This window comes from Verrucomicrobiales bacterium, assembly GCA_016793885.1.
Classification (GTDB): domain Bacteria; phylum Verrucomicrobiota; class Verrucomicrobiia; order Limisphaerales; family UBA11320; genus UBA11320.
Genome location: JAEUHE010000138.1, coordinates 1 through 21,401 on the forward strand (window position 1 = coordinate 1; position 21,401 = coordinate 21,401).

Sequence of the window (21,401 nt, forward strand, 5' to 3'; positions counted from 1 at the left end):
TGGGTTGAGAGGGTCAATGGGACCTGGGTCCACGAAAATGTCTCGTCCATCGGGATCGATTTTGGTGTTTGGTCCGTTCTCAACAAACGAATAATAGTTCAGCCCTCCTTTGTCGCCAATCGGATCCCTGGATAGCCACCTTCCGATCCGATCCTCGGGACGCCGCAACCTGCGGCAGCGGGTCAGAAGCGGTGAGCAGGCCGGATTGGAAAGCCCTGCCCTACTCGTATTCCGCCGCGCGTTCTTCGTAATTACGCCGCAAATCATGCACTTCTAAGCGCGACCGTAAGCATATCCAGCCCAACAATCGAGCTCGGTTTGCCGCCGCTCCCGCTGAGACCCGTGATGTGCACTTCACACCACCACACCACCCTTCCCCACCAACCGGCCACGAGGGCAGCCGGACGGCGATTCCGGGGCTATCAGGTTCTTAATCCGGGTCATCCGTGAAATCCACGGTTAAAGTGCCCCGATCCTGCTCACTTTTCCCAAACCGCCAAAGGTCCCCACATGACATCTTCAGTCCGCACTCGAACCAACAACTTCGCGGTGCCACCCAGTCGGATGGGCGCTTCGTAGGGCTTGGCGCTCGGCGAAGGTTCGCCGCCCGGCTGCCGAGGGTCGGAACCATCCAACGTATAGAAGATTTTTCCACCCCTCCCCTTCACGGTGGCCCGGGTCTCCCCATTCTCCGCCTTGACCTGAATGGACGGCGGAGCGGGCATCTGCCGGTCGATCCAGGCAATGCGATCCTTCACCCATTCCTTCATGTAGTTGATCTCCTCCTGATAGGTCTCACCCACAAACGCGTTGGGATGCACGTGACGCCCTAGAATTGACCAGCGCCGGAAGTTGCGGGCTTGTGCCTCCTGCAGCAGCGCAGCCATTTCATCAATGCGACGATGGATGGATTCGGGTTGGAAAACAGTCCGACGCAACTCCCACCAACGGTCCAACTGCTTTTGATTATACTCCGGATCCGCCACCAACCGCCGCGCCCAGGAGATCTCGGTGTCCCGCAGCTGCTCAGTATACCATCCCGAGGGACTCTCCCCATCCAGGTAGTTGGCGTTCCCGAAGCTCAGGTTCCAGTCCCACACCGGTGCCGACTTGACCTTGCCACCGCGATCTTTGCTGAAGTAAACGCTGTAACGGAAGCCATCGATGTTCTTGGACATCTCGATGAGCCAATGCTGGTCGATGAAGGAGGGCACGTCCAAGTAGTGCTGATAGCCCTTCCGGGGATCGAGGAACTGATTGCCAAAAATCGATCGCTCCAACGCTCGCCAATGACGCTCGATCCATTCTCGCTGCTGAGGAGAAATGTCCTCGGCGTCCGGCTCAACCATAAAGAACTCTCCGCCACGCGACGTGAAGGTAGGTGACTCCTTGTTCGAATGATCTCGTTTAAAAATATACCCACCGGAAATCTCGGAATCACCATTGTCGCTGGGACCCAGCTCTTGAATATCCACCCGATTCTTGCCGCGTTTGATCTTCTCAACCAAGACATACACGCCGACGTAGTCGCGGAACGACAGGCTGTCGCCCGTCTGGTTCAGGAAAACCTCCACGAACCGTGTGCGGGTGGCGTAGTGACCCATCGCTCGGCTCAGATCGTAAGCCAGCACATCGCGCATGAGCGTCTTGTCAGGATAAGGCGCCAACAGCACCCAGTCTGAATCCTTAGGCATGCCGAGCAGCCCTACTTTGGCTTTCTCCCCATACTCGTCCCGAAGCCGGAAAGTGAATGACTTTTTGGGGTAACGAGTCGAGCTGAACCCTCGGACATTCACATCCCCACGAATCTCCAACGACGCCGCCCCTTTGAGCTGAGCACGCCCCTGCCCTGGCTCGATGAACCGGGCCACCACCGGCGTTTTCTGCGTCTCCGAGTTGGGACGTCGGGAAGAAGTCAGCACCAGAATGGGCAGATTGGAACTGAATTCTTCGACATCCTTCTCGAGTTGAGTGTAGGTCTCCAGGACGGCTTCGCTCGACAGATAGCCCGGCGCAAAGACGGAGGCCTTTAACACCGCCCCCGAACCAATCTCCAACGGCGCTGAGTAAACCTCAGAGGATTCGGTCGGCTCACGACCGTCCAAAGTGTAGCGGATCACGCCCCCGGGCAAAGAGGATGCCAGCTTCACCGACTGATTGCCGCGGATGGCACCGCCACGCGGGGAGACGGTTGGGGTAGGTGCCACGGCCCCGAAACCCGGATCGCTGTTCGCCGACAAGGGCGACGCCGGTGAAAAATAACGCGGCGAATCCAAGCGCAGCTGGGTGCTGAACGCATACAGCTCCGGGAGGATCAGGAAGTCCGAATCCTCAGCAGCCCGGTTCAACCCCAGCACACAGAGCACATTCGTTCCCGGCCGGAGAGCGCTCCGCCAGGCAGTGAGGTCGAAGTCCTCACTCAGAGCATCCGCCGAAGGTGTCCAGCGGGCCTGCAAATTCTCCAGATCCATCGTCACGAGGCTGGCACGGCTATGCCCGATGATCTGAAGTCGGGAAGGAACCGGCTTGAGCCCAGGCATCGGAACGCGATTCGCAATGACGGCCTCGCGACCCGAACCGCCCCGGACGTCGGTCAGCACCTTCAACGTCACCGCGGCACCCTGCGCCGTGTAATCCATCTTCAGGGAGGCACGGTGATAGAAGCGCCAGCCCAGGCTGGGCTCCCGCACGGGGACATCGATTTTCTCCCCTCCCGGAGAATACAGATACACACGAGAGTTCTGGCCGCTCGGATCGATCTCCAACTGCACCAGCGTCGCACCTTGCGGCTCGGGATCGGAGCCGGTGGCGAACGCCTTCAAAGGCAGCCCGGGGCCGCTCGCTCCGAAGTCCTTCACCGGAATTAACGCCAGCGTGAGACGATTGGGATTGCCGCCCCCGCCCTTGATCCGAAAGTCGAAGTCCAGCTGGACTGCCGCCGGGGCTCCCGTAAGGGTCTGCGGAAAGGCCACTCCGTTCAGCTGCTCAGGCAACCGGCCATTGATCAAACGAAGGAATCGGTTGGTGTCCGGAGTCGAGGTGCTCACTCGCGCTTTCCCCGCCGGGTCCCCGTTCATGAGCACGTACTGAGGCTCCCCCTCGAAACCCTCGCTCCAATCCACGCTGCTGGCGGTGTCTCGCGAACGAGACGCGGCCAGGTTGCCCGTCAGCGATTCAGGCGCATTGCGGCGGGCGACTTCGCGACCATTGATCCAGGCCACGAATCCGTCATCATAAAACATGCGCAGGGCGAGACGGCTGAAATCCGTCTGACTCAGGCTGAACGGAACGCGCACCAGAACCGCGGCACTCTTTCCCTTCATCAAAGTCCCCACATCGGCACCTAACCAAGGCAGCAAATTGGTGGTCGAATCGAACCCGACGCCCCCTTTGCCCGTGCTCCAACCGGAAGCGTCAAAGGCTGGCTCCAACCACTGGGTCCCAACTTCTCCCGTCGGCACCCGGACCCATTTCACGGCATCCGACTGAACCAGGCGATGCACCTCCTCGCGCAACGGAATGCCATACGAGACATCAGGACGCAGCGCGGGAAGCTTGGGCTTGAACTGGGTGGAGATCGTCCTTCCGTCGGACTGAACCAAGGCCAGATAATCGCCATCCGTATCCAGTTTGAAATTGGTGTGCAGCTCACGTCCAGGCTGCCGCCGATCCTTGCCCGAGGCGAACACCAGAAGATAATCCCCTATGCCCAAAGGAGACTCGGGAAAAACCCACTTGTTCAACTGCTTCGGATCGTCCGTAAGCGACCATCCCTTCAAGTCCACCACCTCATCCCCCGCGTTGAAAAGCTCGATCCAATCCGACAGCTGCCGGTCCTCATCCAACACGGTTCGCCGGTTCGAGGCCATCACCTCCGAAATGATCACCCGGGGCGCCGCAACCGCGACCGCAGGGACCAGGACGCAGCCCAGGACCCCAGCCAGGCAACTCCCGGCAAACCATCGAGGACACCACCCTGGACTCACCGGTCCTCGAGCGAAGCGGAAGATCTGGAAAAGAAATAGAAAACCGGCTCGGGTGCGACCAAGAATGTCGTTAGTCAGGATCACGACGGGGCGAATCTTTCTTCAATATCACCAGTCCATTGGCGGTGTTTCGTTCACGCCCGTGACTCGGGCTGTTCACCACCTGTCCGAACAACCATACGGTGGCAGAAGCTCCGCCATCAAGGTTCAAGGCGTTCTTGACTCCGATTTTTTGCAGATACTCGGAGAGTTCAGGAATGGTCATCCCCACCGAAAGCTGGCTCTGTCGACCGTCCACCTCCACTAAATACCAATAGGCATCATCCCAACCGAAGGCGGTCCGAGGGTGCCGATCGTTCCTGCCCCGATAGGTGGCCGGCTTGCCATCGCGCAATAACAAAGGCCCGCCCCCCAACGCGATCTCGCATCCCGTGGTGTCGGGAATGGTGCGCGGCGAGAGTTTGACCAGATCCCCCACCGCCATCTTTCCCGCCCGCGCAACCACCGCGGAATCGAGCGACACCACCACCACGTCCGGGGATAACTTGGTGTTTCCCTGATCGCGAATCTCCCGAATCTTGCCGCGCAGCAGTTTTCCGGACTTAAGCGGCAGCCAATCCGCCTCATCGGCCCGCTCCAGGACGATCTCCTTGCCGCCGGATGTCTGGGTCGATGCCCCCAGCCGCGGCGTGTAAACGCGAACGGTCTCTTTCAAACGCTCCTCGTTCAGCTCAAATGGCAGCGTCGCTCCGCTCGGAAAGGTCACTTCGAATCGGTCCTCCATGACCCCCAAATGCGGCGTGCCCCCCGCGTCGATCCAGAAGCACGGCTGGTTCGTGCGCGCTCCGCTCACCAACTCTCCCTGCATGACCTGGAAGCCCAGGGGATCGCCGGCGTAGGGCTCGCGATCGGTGCGATAAAAGTCTCCGTTGATGGCCACCTGAGGTCGCATGCCCGCCGTCTGCATCGCTTTGACCTGGTCGCTGAGCGTGCCCAACTCCAGCACCGTGCCCTTGGCGAGAGTGGTCGCTAGCACCAGGTCGGGGCGCGAACGATCGACCTTCACCACATGAATGGAAAGCGGCTCGGATGGGCTGAAGGAAATCTTGTCGTTCTTATACTGAATTCCGGTGCCAGCCGAGGATGGCCGAGCAGCGGCGGTGGCTCCGGACGACGGTTCCTCAGCGCGCAGTTCAGGCCAGGCAGCTAAGACCACCCCGACTAGCAGCATCGTCGTCGCTAGAGCTTTCCTTCCCGACCCGGGTAGCGAGGCTTGCATGGCGGGAGAGCTTACGCACCTCCTTAACGAACTGACAACGGAAGAACGAGAACCATTTTTGGGCGGCAGTAGATCCATAATCCAAATCAGCTCACTCTGTTGAACGACGCCAACGCGTTTTGGGTCACACCCAGATTACCCGGGGTTCCTCTTAAAAGACCCGGGAACACGAATTAAGACAGCCGAAGGGCAAATAAAGTTTCGAGAAAGTTGCGCGCCAGATAAACCCAAACTGCGCCACAATGGCACAACCCCCGATTAAACATTGCCCGGCATTGGACTCCGAGACACTCTCGGCTGGTTAGCGTCGCGGCATCCAGCTCACGGCTGGGGATGCTGCTGGCGAAGCGGTTGGCGCGGTCCCGGCCTGACGGGAAGCTCACCACCGCTCCTGGGAATCGAAGAAAACACGTATGAAAGGCTTTCTCAGTTCGTCCGTCGCGCTGGCATTCTGGATCGGGAGCGCGGGGGGTCTGCTTCCCACCCGCGCGGCGGCTCACGGGGACACTCATGAAATGGTCCGGGTTCTCAATGAAGAGATCCGTCAGAATCCCCGCGACGCCGATGCCTACTTTCGCCGGGGGGAATTGAACCGTCGTCACGGAGAGTTTGATCTCGCTCTCCACGACTACGAACTGGCGCAGCGCTACTCGACCAACACACCCATGTTGGATTTGGCGAGGGGGCTGCTCTACGTGGAAGCCAAGTGGCCCAACAGCGCCAAGCTCTACCTGGATCGTTTCTTGTCCCGCGAGACGAACCATGTGATCGGGCTGAGCGCTCGCGCGAAGGCTTTTCTCCAGCTGACCAACCGGGCGGCGGCGGTCGCAGACTACACCGCGGCCATCCGCTCGTCCGCCGAACCCCGCCCCGAACTTTACCTCGAGCGGGCTCAAATCTTGATTACCGAGGATGGAAAGCATCTGGATGAGGCGATCGCGGGGCTGGATGAAGGGGCCGAACGATTGGGTTCCGTGATCACTCTTCGACTGCATGCCATCGAACTGGAGCTGCGCAGGCGCCAAACCAATGCGGCCATCGCTCGGCTCGATCAGCTGATCGCGCGATCCCCGCGCAAAGAGACTTGGTATGCCCGGAAGGGAGAAATTCTGCAGCAGGCCGGCCGGTTTGGGGAGGCGAAGACCGCCTACAGCCAGGCCTTGGACCACCTCAAATCACTCCCTCCTTCTCGCCGAAATGTCCCGGCCATCCAGGAGTTCGAAAAGCGAATCCGCGAGGCCTTGGAGGCCGTGCAGAAATAGGTGCTACTAGTTTGTTCCGTCGTCCAAGGCCGGTTGACTGATGGCCCTGGGAGGCCTGAAGGCTAACACCGGCCAGAGCCGCGGAACCGAAGGATCTGGCCGGAACACTCGGCCGTCTACTTGCTCAAAGGCAGCTCAATCGGATAGCTTAAATCCACCCTCCGAGACAGGTCCACCGCAGGCAAGACATCGACCAGCCTGGGGCCATCCTTCAGCCGGTCGCTCGTGGCGGTGCTGAGGCTGGTAACCGGAGCGTCCGAACGCACTTCCCGGAGCTCTGAAGCTCGAACCTCCACCGGGGCTTCCGATTTGACCATGAGCATGACGAGACCGCCCACCAGCATTCCCCAGGCGAGCCGAGTGGTGAGCATCGGAAGCCCGGAGGACTTCCGCTTAATTTCCGTATGAAGCGATTTGGATTTCATAACTGCCTTTTCTGAGCCATTCCAAAGCTGAACTCAGTCCAGAGATGGAACCATCTCCTCTAGGGAAATAATCGACAGGCGCCCAGATCCCTTAAGTGTCCACCACCCGATCAAGTTTATCTTGGAAAGGCCCCGTTTTCGGGCTACGGAAAGCAGGTCAACGCATGAACCCCTGCATCCGCTCCATGATAAAATCGATTTACCGTCTCCTCCCCGTCCGCCTGCTCCTGCTCGTGCTCCTGTTGACTGCTGCGGTTTCTGTTCGGGCTCAGGACCCAACCTCGCTGTGGGTGGAGGGCTACACGGGTCAAGTGAGCTATCAGCCAGGCGACGACCTCTCGCTTCATCTCTCGAGCACCGCGTCGGTGGTCGGCATTGAGATCGCGCGCCTGGGTGTCCAGCGGGAAACCGTCACGAATTTCATGCGTGTTCCGGTGAAAGCCTATCCGGTCCCCGACGACGCCTCGGCCAACGGATGCGGCTGGCCGGTCGGACATCAGTTCAAGATCCCGTCCCACTGGCGCAGCGGCTACTATCTGGTGACACTGCGAGTCTCGGATGGAGGCGGCTCCTACTCGCGCCGCGGACGCCGCACCGCCGAGGCAGATTGCTTCTTTATTCTCCGGCCGTCCGAGCCCGGAAAGAATACCTCGATCCTCCTTCAGCTCAGTTCCAACACCTACAACGCGTACAACAACTACGGAGGACTCAGCCTCTACAGCTACAACGCCCGCGGAGGCGCCCAAGGGCATCGCGTGTCGTTCCTGCGTCCACCCGCCAGCCAGTTCAACAATTGGGAACGCCCATTTGTGGAGTGGGCTGAAGCTCAAGGCTACACCCTGGACTACTGTGCCAACCAGGATTTGGAAGCACGTCCTGAGCTGCTGGCCAAGTACCGTCTCGTCCTGAGTGTGGGGCACGACGAATATTGGTCTTCCAAGATGCGGGACCACCTGGAGGAGTACATCGGCAAAGGTGGCAACGTCGCCTTCTTCAGCGGGAACACGTGCTGCTGGCAGGTCCGAAGCGAGGACAACGGCAACGCGCTCACCTGCTGGAAGCAAGCCTTCCAGTTCGATCCCGTGTATTCCGCGGGGGACCACCGCCTGCTGAGCACCCTATGGAGCCATCACTTGGTGGGACGCCCGGAAAACCAACTGACCGGGGTCGGCTTCCTGTGGGGAGGTTACCACCTGAGCCACGGCCAATTCATGGACGGCAAAGGCGCATACACCGTCCATCAACCCGATCACTGGATCTTCCAAGGAACTCAGCTGAAGCGGGGAGATACGTTCGGGGGCAAGGATACCATTGTGGGTTACGAGTGCGACGGCTGCGAGATTCGGATGGAAAATGGCCTCCCCGTGCCGACGGGCAACGACGGAACGCCCAAAACTTTCTCAATCTTGGGAACCTGCGAAGCGAAGTGGCATCCGGATGACGCCTACTGGTACGAGCGCTTCGCCAAGGGCCGCGTCGGGGCGGCCGTGCTGGGAACGTACACTCGGGGCGGGACGGTGGTGACGTCGGGAGCCACGGATTGGGCTCACGGGCTGCGAGGCAAGGATCCGATTGTGGAACGAATCACGCGAAACATCCTCGATCGACTCTCCCGCTAACGGCGGGGTCGCCGCCGAGACCTGCCCTCTCAACCCCATGGGCCGACACGGCTCACGCTACGACTGTAGCGTCGTCCATGCTGGATTATTGGGAAATTCGGTCTGACTGCTTAGAATCGGTCTGTTTTGCCTCAATTGAGTCCGCTCGGAGACACGTCTCCTATTGTAAACGCCACCGTTGGAGGGACTAGAACCCGCAGGGTTCAAAGAAATTAGCCGGGGCGTGGAGCGCAGCGACACCCCCGGTCTGTCACCCCCCCCATTCAACAGCACCGTGAAAGGTGTGCCACCCGTTGGCGAACGGACTGACGAACCGATGAGGTTCCTTGAGTCGGGTGACACAAGTCTCAGAAGCCGGTGGCATCGCTGCGCGATGCTCCGTACTTTTAACGGTTCCGGGGGTGCGAGCACCCCCGGCTAGATCTCTTTGAACCCTGCTGGGTTCGGGACCTGCCGCCAACGTGTGAAACGCTGGCGTTGCCCCGCTCGCTCCCCTGCCACCAGGTTCATGACCTCGATTCACGTCCGTTTTTCGGAGGTGTCCCCTTCCCATGAAGCACAACAGGGCTCCACAGCCGGACTCACGTCCGCTGGGGACAAGTCCGACAGGCTGCTCGTGGGACTTATTCCTTTTCTACCCCGTTGTTCCAATACTTCTGCATCTCTTCAGCGCTCGGCACTTGCAAGGGGCGCACAATGCGGAAGCCAAGGAACTGGGCATCCGTCAAATACCAGATGCTCTTCGGAAGCTGAGGATCCTGCATCTTCCAACTCTTATCGGAAGCGCGGCGGACCGCAGATCGGAGGCTCTTCGGCTCATCATCCCAGGATCCACCCTTCGCGACGTGCGGATAGGGAGTCTTCGAGGGAACATAGGGGTTGAGCTCCCCTAAAGCTTTCAGGGCCTCAAAGGAAGGCTGATACTGATCCAAGCACCACTCGGCCACGTTGCCGTGCATATCATACAAACCCCAAGCGTTGGGCTTTTTCTTACCCACCTTCTGATACTTGAAATCGCTATTCTTCTCATACCAGGCATATTCGCCAATCTTGCTGGCATCGTCGCCAAACGAATAAGCGGTCGTCGATCCGGCGCGACACGCATACTCCCATTCGGCTTCCGTAGGCAGACGGTAGAAATGTCCGGTCTTGGCGCTGAGCCACTGACAAAACTTGTTGGCCGCGTGATGGGTCATACTGATCGCCGGGAACCCGTCCTTGCCCATTCCAAAACTCATCTCCACGTACGGCTTGGTCGGACGGGTCACCACATCAGAAACCTTGTCGACCTCGGGATCCGTGCTGATCTCGGATTTGAACTTATGTTCTTCGTCCGGATACATGAACAGTTCGAACTCGTTCCAGGTCACTTCATATTGCCCCATCCAGAACGGAGGGATCTGAATCTTCACACGAGGTCCCTCATCGTCCTGGCGCTTGGCCTCGGTCTCCGGACTGCCCATCAGAACCTCTCCCCCCGGAATCGCCACCATGGCATACCGAATCTTGGTGCCAGGAATGAGGTTGGTGTAGCGCTCCATGGCGGCGGCTGACGCCACCTTGGATTTCTCCACGATCATCTTATGAATGTTTTTGACCAACTCTCCCTCGTTGGCCCCCGGTGCGCTTTCCGCCTTCTTGGCTTCCAGCTTCACCCCATCAGGCCAAGGAGCACCCTGCTCAATCCAGGCCTGCAGCAACTCCACCTTCTCCTTGGGCATCGGTCCACCCTTTTTGGCCGGAGGCATCACACCATCATCATCCGCCGTCAAGGTCGTGGTCACGAAAACCCGGCTCTTTTTCGGATCGAATGGGACGATGCCAGAACCGCTCTCGCCCCCACGGAACGCCGCTTCCTTCTCATCAAGCCGGAGCTCACCTTTGATGTAATCCGCCCGATGGCAGGACACGCAGTTCTGCTCCAAAATGGGTTTGATATCCTTGGTAAATTCAGCGCGACGGATCTTCTTTAAGGTCACATCCGCAGGCCAGTTGGCACCTTGCTCAATCCACTGCTTGAGCACCGACACCTGCTCCTTGGTCAGCACATCCCCTTTGGGCGGCATGATATCATCGTGATCGGCCGGGAGGATAATGCTCTTGTAGATCGAGCTTTCCTCGGGCTTGCCGGGCACCAAACCCGCTCCTTTGTTCTCGCCGCCGCTCTTGGTCGCGGCCGCCGTATCCATGCGGAGCTTCCCCTTCGGATGTTCAGCGTCGTGGCAGCTCAGGCAGGTCGATTCCAGAATCGGCCGAACATGTGTTTGAAAATCAATGGGTTCAGCAGCAAAGCCCGACACCATGGTCGCTCCCATGACGGCGGATACCCACATCGTTCGAGAAAAATCAGTCGCAAACATTGAGAGAAGAGTTTCTTACCAGAACCCAAGGTTATCAAGAGTCAAGTTGAGGACGAAGGACACCCCCTCAGGTATTCAACTGAGAATCGATCAGCGGCTTTGAAACTGATACTCGCCCGACCCGACAGTCATCACCACTCGATCCCCTTCGCGACGCAGAACTCGGACGCCTTCGGATTGGTCCACGGGATGCCCACCCTCGGAAATACTGGCCTCATCCCGCGCGGGGAAATAGACCGTGGCCGTGGCATTCGCCGGCACCGTCAGGTTCAGCGAAAACACGGATCCATCCCGGTGCCACGAACTTCGAATGGGACCCCGGATCGAGTTGTAAGTGGCATCAACCCTATCAATGGGCGCACTCTTCGCCTGGGGATCGAGGTCGCCTTTTCCGGGTCCAGGCCGAATCACGATCTGCTTATAGGCCGGTCCATCCGTGTCGATGCCCGCCAGCGAGCGAAACGCCCACTCGCAGACCGCTCCAAACGAATAGTGGCTGAAGGAGTTCATCGCGGCGTTGTGGCGTCCAAAGCCCTCCTCCTTGGTATAGCTATCCCAGCGCTCCCAGACCGTCGTCGCGCCGTTGATCACCTCGTAGCCCCAGGAGGGAAAGTCCCGGCTTTGAAAGAGTCGCAACGCCAGATCGTGATGCCCGTGGGCGGTCAGAACCGGCAGCAGCCACTTCGTCCCCAGAAATCCGGTAGCCATTCGATGGCCGTTCTTGGCGATTTTCTCGGCCAGCCGATCCGCAGCTGCCTTGCGCTGATCCTCCGGCAACAGCTCAAAGGCCAGCGCCAGCACGTAGGCGGTCTGCGTATCCACCTTCAACCCGCCTCGGGGCAGCCCATAGTGTTTGAGGAAGGCGGCCCGCACCTCGCCAAACCACCGCCGATAGTTGGACGCCTCCACGTCGCGACCCGTTGCTTCGGCCAGCTCCGCCATGAGCGCCGAGGTATGCGCGGCATAGCAGGTATCGATAAACTCAATCGGCGTTTCTTCGCCGAGGTTCAGCCAATCGCCCCAGGTGTTGCCAATGGATAAACCCAGATGTTTGGAACTCGCGGCCATGCGGAACTCCATGAACCGGGACATCGATTTCCACTGACGATCCACGAGACGCTTGTCCCCATAGACCTTCCACATGGTCCATGGACAGATGATCCCCGCATCCATCCAGGCCGTGCCAAACGACTTTCGGGGTTCTCCATGCGACATCGGATAGGGGGCATAGTCGGGATAAGCTCCGAACGAGCGTTGCGCCTCGGCCACATCGTCGAGCCATTTGGTGAAAAAAGCGGCCACATCCGCGTTAAAGGAGGCCGTCCGGGCATAGATCTGCGCATCGCCCATCCAGCCCAGACGCTCGTCCCGCTGAGGGCAATCCGTAGGCACCTCCACGAAATTGGCGCGTTGAGTCCACAGCGCGTTGGTCCAAAACTTGGAGAGAACCGGGTCGCTGCAGGAGAAGGTGGCCGCCAGAGGCGTGTCGTTGTGCATCACCAACCCGACCGCATCTTGAAGCTCAGGACGCACCGGCACTCCGGAAATCTCAACATACTGAAAGCCGTGATACGTAAACCTGGGAGTCCAAACTTCGCCGGCCGGGTCCCCTTTCAAAATATAATAGTCGGTAGCCCGGGCCTTCCGCAGGTTCTCCGTCATGAGCCGGCCATCCGGGTGCAATAGTTCGCCGTAGCGGATTTGCACCTTGGTCCCGCGGACCCCGCGCAGCTTGAGCCGAGCCACGCCGGCGAAGTTCTGGCCGAAATCGAAAATATAGACGCCCGGATTGGGCTTCATCAGCTGAATGGCGGGCAACTCCTGGGTCACCCGGATCGCGGGAGCTGGATACGATTGCAAAACAGGCGGTGCCCGAAAGCCGAGATCGACCTCGCGATCCCCCATGGTGTCCGAAAAGATCGCCCTCACACTGCCGTTCCCCTCCGCCCGAATACAGGGCGCCCACTGTCGATCGTCAAAGCCCGCCTCAGCCCAGCCCGTCAGTTCGGCCCGCGAATCAAAGGTTTCTCCCATGATCAGGTCAGCCTCGCGGATGGGACCCTGGTCGGTCACCTTCCAGGTGGCATCCGTCCCTACCCAGGAACGTGTTCCATCCTCAAACTCAACCTCCAGCTGAGCGCACAACGCGGGCGTCTTCCCGTAGATCGACCGGCCTGTACGGTACGGCCCGTAACCGACCAGCAGCCCATAGCCAACATAGCCGGCATACCATCCATCGGCCACAATTCCCCCGATCGCGTTGGTCCCTGCCCTCACCAATCCGGTCACATCGTGGGTGCGATAATACACCCGCTTGGCGTAGTCGCTCCACCCAGGCTCGAGCAGGGCATCGCCAACTCGCCGACCGTTGAGGTACAGCTCATGGAGTCCGAGGGACGAAGCGTAAATGGTCGCACGCCGAACCGCCTTCGGAAGGCCAAACTCTTTGCGGTAGTGCCGAGCGGGAGGGAGGTGGAGCTGATCGCGATCCCGATGCAAGGGCGTCTTGTCGCGAACACTGATCCACACTGCTTTCCAGTCACGAGGATCGAGCAATCCCATGGACCAGCTGGCCGTCTCGCTCCATTCGGATTCTTGCCCCGCCTGATCCCAAACCTTCACCTTCCAGAAACAGAGCTGGCCTGAACCGAGCGGTTTCCCTTCATAGGCCCGGCCGATGGTCTCGTCCGACGCCACTTTGCCGGTATCCCATAAGTCGCCCGAGTTTGCTTCGAGGGCTTGCTTGGAGCTGGCGACCAGCACGCGATAACCAGTCTGTCGCTGGGCGCGCAAACTGGATTCCAGCTTCCAGCTGAGGCGCGGAGAAGGGCTATCAATGCCCAGCGGATTCTGAAGCCACTCGGTTCGCAACGCGACCGGGCTCAACCCCTCGGCCGACAGGGATACCGGCCAGGGCCCGATCAGAAGACCGGCAACCAGCAACGCCCACGACCCCGGCATCAGACAGCGATTCAACATAACAGTGGCATAGGACCGTGAGACATCTGCAACGTGAGGAACCCAGCCCGACCCAGACTCAAAAATCGAACTGATCAATGTTCTCTTTGTTAAAGATAAACGGTTTCCCCAAGAGGATCTGATCCCCCTGGATCTCCAGATTACCGAGCCGACCCGCGGCATAGGAGGTCGCCCCGGGCTTTAATGTTCCGGCGGCCAACCCATTCGCGGCATGAACCGTCAGGTAGCCCAGATCGACTGTCTTCCAAAGAATGACGCTCTGGGTGACGTCCTCCTTCACATACCTTCGATTCTCGCTGGGCAGTCCCAGGCCGATGACTTTGACGGTGCCCGCCTTGCCAGCCTGCTTCACCGCCTCCGCCGCTCCCGGCACCGCCGGAGAACAGATCGCCATGATGAGCTTAAGATTCGGATAAGCGCTGAGCAGCGAGGTCGCTTCGGTCTGGGCTTTGTCCTTCAGATCATCACAGGGCTTGGTGGCCACGAGTTTCATTTTGGGATATTTCTCGGCCAACCGGGCTTCGATGTGTTTACGCCATTCGTTCATGTTGGCCGCGGTCAGGGATGCCGTGATAATGGCGAATTCCCCCTCCCCGCCCAGCAGGCGGCCGGCTTCGTCCATCAAGGTATGGCCGATGCCCTCCGGGGTGGCTTGGTTGACGAAGAAGTCGCGGGCATCCGTGGCGGCATCCGAGTCATAGGTCAACACCTTCACCCCCTTTTGCTTCGCCTTGCGGAGGGCGGTGGAGATGCCTTCCTTGTTTTCGCAGGCCACGGCGATCACGTCCACGCCCAAGGTGATCCAGTTCTCGATGATCTCATTCTGCTTGGCGGGGTCCGGATCCGTCGGGCCGTCGAACAAGAGATCCGCCTTCAATTCCCCGGCGGCCTGATCGGCACCCTGCTTGCAAGAGATGAAGTAAGCGTTGCCTTTGCTTTTGGGCATCAGCGCGATGGTCCGCTTGGCTGAGGCGGTCCCCCCCGAGTTCGAACCTGTTTCGGCCGGTTTATTGCATCCAACGGTCCCCAGCATCGCCAGTGATGCCAGCAGCGTGATAAGCTTTTGCATAGGTCAAGTAAGTGGTAGAGGGGATCATGAGGCGAGATCTGCAACGGTTGCAACCTCGGAACCGGCCAGATGCAAGCGGCAGGGTGTGATTAAACCCGGGCGAGAATGGTGGTGAATTCGCGACGGACTCGGCGGCCTTATGCCGGGCTTTCAGCCCTTGATGCAAGGGGGGATGGCCACCTGGGGTTGTCACCCCAGGCTGGGATGGGACGCACCGTTGGCGCTCAAGGGCAACGATTCACTGGACCGATGCAACCCAGCTTAGACGAGTGAGCCCAGATACGTAGGGGCTCCACCAGTGGCGTTAGACTCCACGGGCCAAAGGCCCAGCACCATACCAGCCTGGGGTGACAACCCCAGGTGGCCATCCCCCACGCACGCCGAGGGCTGAAAGCCCGCACCATCGCGGGAGCCTACACGCGGAATTCAATCTAAATCTCACCCACTTCTAATCACACCCCAAGCGGCAGGAGGTCGCACCCGCGCCTTGACCCCGGGCAAACCAACATTACTATAACATCTGTATTTATATGCATTTCGCCAAGGTGTGTCTGACCTCGTGGTTGCTTCCTCTCTTGATCGCGTTCTCGTGTTCGGTGAGCACTCGAATATTCGCCCAAGCGGACAATGATCATTTCGAGAATGCGACCCAACTGATCGGCGATCGCGGGACCCTGGAGGCCTTTGTCCTGAACGCAACCCGGCAACCTGGAGAGCCGGAGGCCCCGGAGCTGAAGGCTGGCAGCGTCTGGTTCAGATGGGTAAGCCCCACCAATGGAACCTTGGAACTCTCACGGCAAAGTGTCGGGTTTCCCGATGGCCTCCAGACCGTGGCCCTCTTTACCGGTCAATCGCTCAGCTCGCTCGTCAAGGCCGTCTCCACCCTGAATAGCGACTTCCCCTTCTCCCGTCTGCGAACCTCGGTCGCAAAGGGCCAAGTCCTGTGGATCGCCGTGGGCGGGGAAGGCCCCTCCGTATCAAGTTCCCCGGATCGGTTAACCCTCGCCTATCGAGTTGATCCGCTTCCACAAAACGACATCTCGACGCGTGCGTTCGTGCTGACCGGTGACGACATCGAATGGGACGTGCGAGCGTCCGGAGGCACGAGCGATGCGCTGGAGCAAAGCGTGGATTTTCCACCGAACACGTCGGTGGTTTGGTATCGATGGACCTCCCCGAGCCGAGCGGTCTGCACGCTGCGGCTGAATGGGGAGTTCATTCCTGCGAACGCCCAGATCTTCCGTCGAAACTCCAATCAGACCCTGCAGAAAATCCAGATCGACGCGCCCTTCACGTTCACCACCGCCGCGGGCACGACCTACTGGATAGCCATTGAGGAAACGAGCTGGCGGCCCATGAGGTTCCGACTCATGGCCACCTACCTGTTATCTATGGAGGGGTTTGTTAACAACGCCAAGGAACTGCCCAAACCCCAGGACTTCGTTTTCCGGTCCTCAGGCTACCTTCCCCAAGATCAGATCAGCTCCTACATGCTGGCGCTCTCCCATCCACTTAACGTGGTCTTGCAGACCAACCGGGTGGCGGACTACGTCATTCCCTCCATCGCCCCTGGCCAATACACTGTCTTTATCCAAGCGACCACGACCTCCGGACGAAACTATGGGCTCGCCCCGACGCTCCTGACAGTGCGGCTCCCCAATGATCGCTTTGAGCAGCGAACGGAGCTACAAGGGATCGACCTTTTGTTCGACGCAGACCTCCGTGGTGCGACCGCGGATGCGATCGACCCGGTCGGCATGCCCAGCGCGTGGTGGAGGTGGAGGGCCCCGTTCTCCGGCCGTCTGGTGCTCGAACCGAGTTTCCAAAGTCCGGTGATCGATGCCCGGATATTCCGCTGGAGTTCCGAGAGCGGATTGTCGCTCGTGAACCGGGACGAGATCCAGGAGGGCCAGGAATATGCCATCGCGTTCTACGATGCGCAGGCGGGGAATCGGTTCAACGTTCGACTGGCGCTCGTTCACAATGAGTATCCGCACGATCAATTTGACCAACGAAAACTGATTGCCAGCACCCCATTCGTCGAGCGGCTCCGGAGCGACCGTCTTTCGGCCGAGACCGGTGAACCCGCCGGGTATTACGGCAACGCAGCCAGCCGAACCGCCTGGTACACCTTCTCCTCGATCGAAGAGGGAAATCTGACGGTGGGAACCGTCGCCAATGCGGAGCAGATCTTCAACTACGACTCCAGTTTCGCCGGAGAGGTGTATCGTGGAACCGAACTCACCAACCTGACCCTCGTCTCCTCCCTGTCGCGCCCCAACAGCTTTCGTGTCTTGCCGGGCGAAACGTACCAGATCCGCGCCGTGTGCCCCCCTTATGACACGTGGCAACAACCTCTATTCTACTGCGCGTTCCATGCCAGCCCCACCAACGATTGGTTCGCCACCGCACAGACGCTCACTGGAACCCATCTTTCGGTCCGGACCACTCTGGACGGAACCTCCACCGAAACGAACGAACCGCCCCTGCAACCCGTCAGCGGTCTCGCTGCGAGGAGAAGCATCTGGTTTCGTTGGAAGGCTCCACGGGAGGGCAATGTCGCGGTTTTTGTGCAGCGGAACGCGCCGACGAACGCGATCGTCGCCGCGCCGGTGATTCAAATGTATCGTGCGGAAGGATCAGACTTCTCCGGGCTGATCCCGCTAGCCCCTGCTCCACTGCCAGAGATCGGCAGCAGTTTCACCGTAGCCGCCGGCCAGACATACGCCATCCGGGTGGCGGACCATCCCGCCAAACCAAGCACTAACTCAAGCTTGGTCCTCGAGCTCCACCTCGCAGAGGTTGAGGCGGCGTTCGAAGGAAGCAACGGAGTCGTCTCACTGGCAAATCCGAAAGAGTTGGTAGTGACGAATGCAGGGATCCGACCGGAGGGCTTGACGCACTACCTCAAGCTCTATTCTCCCGATCCGACCCTGGTTGAAGGCGCTACACAGGGCTGGGGCAGATTCCCCCTGCACACGATCCAGGAGTCGGGAGCCTTTTCCTTCACCACCTGGAACCCCGGGCGCTACTGGCTCGCCATCGTGGCCTCGAATCAATGGGGCGAACTGGCCTACTCACGCCCGCTGGCTCTCGTGCTGCAGCCTGGAAATGATGATTTCTCGAATAGCTTTGCGATGCTCGGAAGCGCCACCAACGCGTGGGTGGCCACCGCCACCGTGGAGTCGGGAGAGCCGCTCCTGGGACAGACTTACACGAACGGAACGATCTGGTTCCACTGGACAGCCCCGGCTGACGGCGTGGCCACCGTGCAAACCACATCCAGCGCGTCGGTGGTCGTTTATGAAGGGGATACCCTGGGGCAGTTAACGCAAGTCGCACCCGTCCAGGGCAGCGGTTCGAGGATTTCCTTTTACGCGGTCACGGGCCATCGCTACCAAGTGCAGGTCGCGACGTCCGCCATGCCGAATCCATCCCAGAACCGACAGATCACGCTCACCCTCGGATTGGTAAGGCCTACACTCACCTGGAGCCCTCAGCCTTTACCCTGGGTGATCTCTGCGGGGACCTCGGTCGAACTGTCGTTTGATTTGGCCGGTCGCGCCGAGAATGTTGCGGATGTCTGGGTTCAGGTCGGCGACCAACGGTTGCCGGCCCCGACCGTGCCTCCGTTCCAGGTTTCGTTCCAATCCAATGTCCCGGGAGGATTTTCAGCACAGGCGTTCATGCGCCTGGGCTCCGGATTCATCCTCAGCAGCCCCGAGATCACCCTCTGGTGTTCGGTGACCAACGGAACGGCTGCCGCGGCGGTGCCGCTCGCGGGCTCGAAGGGTCTGATGCGGATAGAACCTCCGTTGGGGGCCGGAAGCACGGCGGACTTCGTGTCGGAGCAATGGTTCTCTTGGCATTCGCCGGCCACCGGTGCCTGGTTCGTTGAAGGTGCCCAAGTCCAGCCGCTGCCTCGGCCCATTGAACTCTATCGAGTCGACCCGGAGGGAAACCCTGTCCTGATTCCCTACCAATCGGGCTACGAACCCAACCCTTGGATGGCCTATCCAGTGGAAGCGGGAGTGACGTATTCAATCCGGGTCCACTCGTACCCCACCGAGCCCTCCTTTGTGCTCCCCTACTCTTTCGAGACGAATCCACCCAATGACACTTTCGCGAACGCGAATCCGTTGGTAGGAAGCCAGTTCTCAGCGGATGCGTTCGCTCTGCTCGCGACCACAGAATTGGGAGAGGATCTACTCGGCCATACACCTACTCGCACACTCTGGTGGAGTTGGGCAGCGCCCCAGGATGGATTGCTCAAACTGAGCGTAAGCCGTCCCCACCGATTCTATCTCGGCGACCGCTTGAACGGCCTTACCCTGCAACGCAATACTGTCGGGAACCCTGGCTTGGGGGTTTATCGAGTTCAAGCCGGCCGCAACTACCGCATCATGGTAGAGAACGAAGATCTCCCGGCGACCCGCGTGCACTTGGAAGGAAGGCTGGTCAGCACGCCCCTCAACGACGCCTTTGCCAAGGCGATAGTGCTCAGCGGCCGGCGGAACCATTTCGAGGGATCCCTGGCGGGCGCGACCGCAGAACCGGGTGAACCCTCCCTGACCTCTCCGACGGCGCCAACGGTGTGGTGGACCTGGACAGCACCCCACACGGGCGAAGCCCGCTTCAGCCTGGCTGGATACAAAGACTACTATTCGCTGAGTGCATTCGAAGGAACGAAGCTGCTGGAATTGACGCAGCTCGCCAGCGGAATCAACGAAGTCCGCTTCACTGCGATCCAAGGGAAGCCGTACTACCTGAGATTCGCCTCCTCCGTTCCGGAAGGAGCTGACTTTTCCCTTCGCCTAGTCCAGGCGACTCCACCGCCGAACGACTCGTTCGCATCACCTGAGCGACTGGCAGGTTCCACTGCTGAGGCATCCAGCTGGACCTATGGCGCTACCCGCGAATTTCAGGAGCCGTGGCATGGGGGAGTTTACGGAGGCCGATCGAGTTGGTTTGCATGGAATCCGCCTTCAGGCGGCCAGGCCAGGCTGCGCATCGAGGGAGCCTTCTTCGGACTCGTTGGGATCTATCGGGGCACCGAGCTGCACGATCTGGCGGAGGTCGCGAGCGTCAGCGGCCAGCTTCCGTTGGAGTTAGCCTTCGACGTGGACGCCGGAGGTGCTGTCCTCATCGCGGTGGACTCCGCGAACGGTGAATCGGGGGATTATCGGCTCTCGCTAGGGGTCGCGCCCCCCGTCCAGCTCCACATCGTTGCGGCATCGGATCAGACTCTCCGCCTGAGAGGGTCAGGCCTACCCCAAAAACCGGTCGCCGTCGAGCACTCCGAGGACCTCCTCGAATGGGTCGTCTGGCAGACCATCACTCCCGCGGAGGGGACATCGGAAGCCTCTATCCAGCTCCCGCCTGCGAGTGAAGGCCGTCGATTCTTTCGGCTCCGGGAGGTTCGGTAGCAGGATTCCGTGGGGTTCTCCCGGATCGGCCCTCTCCTGTTTTGGCTCGCCATGACAGCCGAAATCTGGCGATATCTGCCGTTCAGAATGATCTACCGTCGCCTTTTACTTCTTGGGGCAGCTTGCTTGCTTCACTCCGCGATCCTGAACGGATTCGCCGCGGAACCCAATTCTCCCTTTCAACAGAAACAGGATGTGGTGTACGGCGAAGTCCACGGAACGGGGCTGCTCATGGATGTCTTCACCCCTACCGGGAAAGCCAACGGACTGGCGATCATCGATGTCGTCAGCGGTGCCTGGCACTCGGATCGCAACAAGCTCCGCGATCACATGCTCACCCAGATGTTCCACATCTACTGCGGACGCGGCTATACCGTGTTCGCGATCCGGCCCGGCTCCAAAACGCGATACACCGCCAGCGAGATGGAACGTCATGTCAAGGTCGGCATCCGCCACGTCAAAGAACATGCCGCCGAATATGGGATCGATCCTAACCGACTCGGATTGACAGGAGCTTCGGCCGGCGGTCACCTTGCCACGCTCGCCGCCCTGACGCCGGAGCCCGGCCGGCCGGAATCCAAAAGACCAGCCCAACGATTCGACACCACCGTCCAAGCCGTCGGCGTCTTCTTCCCCCCCACCGACCTAGTCGATTGGGAGGAAGGCAAGCCTGCCGACCCCAAAATCCTGCAGCCGTTGCTCTCGGTGGGAGAAAGCGCGCCGCTCGACGATGAGGAGGTCATGAAGCGAGCGCGGGCGGTCTCTCCGCTCCACCGGATTACCAAGCCCGGTCCGACATTCCTGCTGATTCACGGAAACGCCGACCTCGTCGTGCCCCTCTCCCATTCCGAAAGGCTCGTCAAGGCGATCAAGGAGGCGGGCGGCTCGGCGGAACTCATCGTCAAGCAAGGTGGCGGCCACCCCTGGCTCACTCTTCCCGAGGAAGTCAAAGTGATGGCCGACTGGTTCGACAAACAGCTGATCAAGAAAAACTAG

General features: G+C 59.9%; 11 protein-coding genes. 4 read left to right on the top strand and 7 right to left on the bottom strand.

Features of this window, described 5'->3' with window-relative positions; translation table 11 throughout:
- The 3 genes from JNN07_15410 to JNN07_15420 all read right to left on the bottom strand — a co-directional run.
- On the bottom strand, nucleotides 1–267 hold a 267-nt coding region (locus JNN07_15410), incomplete at its 3' end, for a hypothetical protein (protein ID MBL9169127.1).
- Nucleotides 268–479: 212 nt separating this feature from the next.
- Nucleotides 480–4,070, bottom strand: coding sequence for a CotH kinase family protein (locus JNN07_15415; GenBank protein ID MBL9169128.1), 3,591 nt, complete (start codon nucleotides 4,068–4,070; stop codon nucleotides 480–482).
- Nucleotides 4,057–5,265 (bottom strand): phosphodiester glycosidase family protein, encoded by a 1,209-nt coding sequence (locus tag JNN07_15420; protein ID MBL9169129.1) that lies wholly within the window; start codon nucleotides 5,263–5,265, stop codon nucleotides 4,057–4,059. The genes JNN07_15415 and JNN07_15420 overlap by 14 nt, the downstream gene beginning before the upstream one ends.
- A gap of 413 nt (nucleotides 5,266–5,678) precedes the next feature.
- Between JNN07_15420 and JNN07_15425 the strand changes: the two genes are divergently transcribed.
- A complete protein-coding gene (locus tag JNN07_15425; GenBank protein MBL9169130.1) occupies nucleotides 5,679–6,527 on the top strand; it encodes a tetratricopeptide repeat protein in 849 nt (282 codons plus the stop codon).
- A gap of 116 nt (nucleotides 6,528–6,643) precedes the next feature.
- Here JNN07_15425 and JNN07_15430 read toward each other — a convergent pair whose 3' ends face one another.
- On the bottom strand, nucleotides 6,644–6,952 hold the full coding sequence (locus tag JNN07_15430) for a hypothetical protein (GenBank protein ID MBL9169131.1): 309 nt from the start codon (nucleotides 6,950–6,952) through the stop codon (nucleotides 6,644–6,646).
- Nucleotides 6,953–7,236: 284 nt separating this feature from the next.
- Between JNN07_15430 and JNN07_15435 the strand changes: the two genes are divergently transcribed.
- Nucleotides 7,237–8,571 (top strand): hypothetical protein, encoded by a 1,335-nt coding sequence (locus tag JNN07_15435; protein MBL9169132.1) that lies wholly within the window; start codon nucleotides 7,237–7,239, stop codon nucleotides 8,569–8,571.
- Between the two features lie 623 nt (nucleotides 8,572–9,194).
- Here JNN07_15435 and JNN07_15440 read toward each other — a convergent pair.
- From JNN07_15440 to JNN07_15450, 3 genes are all read right to left on the bottom strand, one after another.
- Nucleotides 9,195–10,874, bottom strand: coding sequence for an SUMF1/EgtB/PvdO family nonheme iron enzyme (locus JNN07_15440; GenBank protein MBL9169133.1), 1,680 nt, complete (start codon nucleotides 10,872–10,874; stop codon nucleotides 9,195–9,197).
- A 147-nt stretch (nucleotides 10,875–11,021) separates the two neighbouring features.
- Complete coding sequence (locus JNN07_15445) at nucleotides 11,022–13,910, bottom strand: family 78 glycoside hydrolase catalytic domain (GenBank protein MBL9169134.1); 2,889 nt, start codon at nucleotides 13,908–13,910, stop codon at nucleotides 11,022–11,024.
- A 58-nt stretch (nucleotides 13,911–13,968) separates the two neighbouring features.
- A complete protein-coding gene (locus JNN07_15450) occupies nucleotides 13,969–14,979 on the bottom strand; it encodes a substrate-binding domain-containing protein (GenBank protein ID MBL9169135.1) in 1,011 nt (336 codons plus the stop codon).
- A gap of 530 nt (nucleotides 14,980–15,509) precedes the next feature.
- On the opposite strand from JNN07_15450, the gene JNN07_15455 reads away from it, so the two are divergent.
- A complete protein-coding gene (locus JNN07_15455) occupies nucleotides 15,510–20,405 on the top strand; it encodes a hypothetical protein (protein MBL9169136.1) in 4,896 nt (1,631 codons plus the stop codon).
- 51 nt (nucleotides 20,406–20,456) lie between these two features.
- Entirely contained in the window at nucleotides 20,457–21,401 is a 945-nt protein-coding gene (locus JNN07_15460; GenBank protein ID MBL9169137.1) for a prolyl oligopeptidase family serine peptidase, read from the top strand.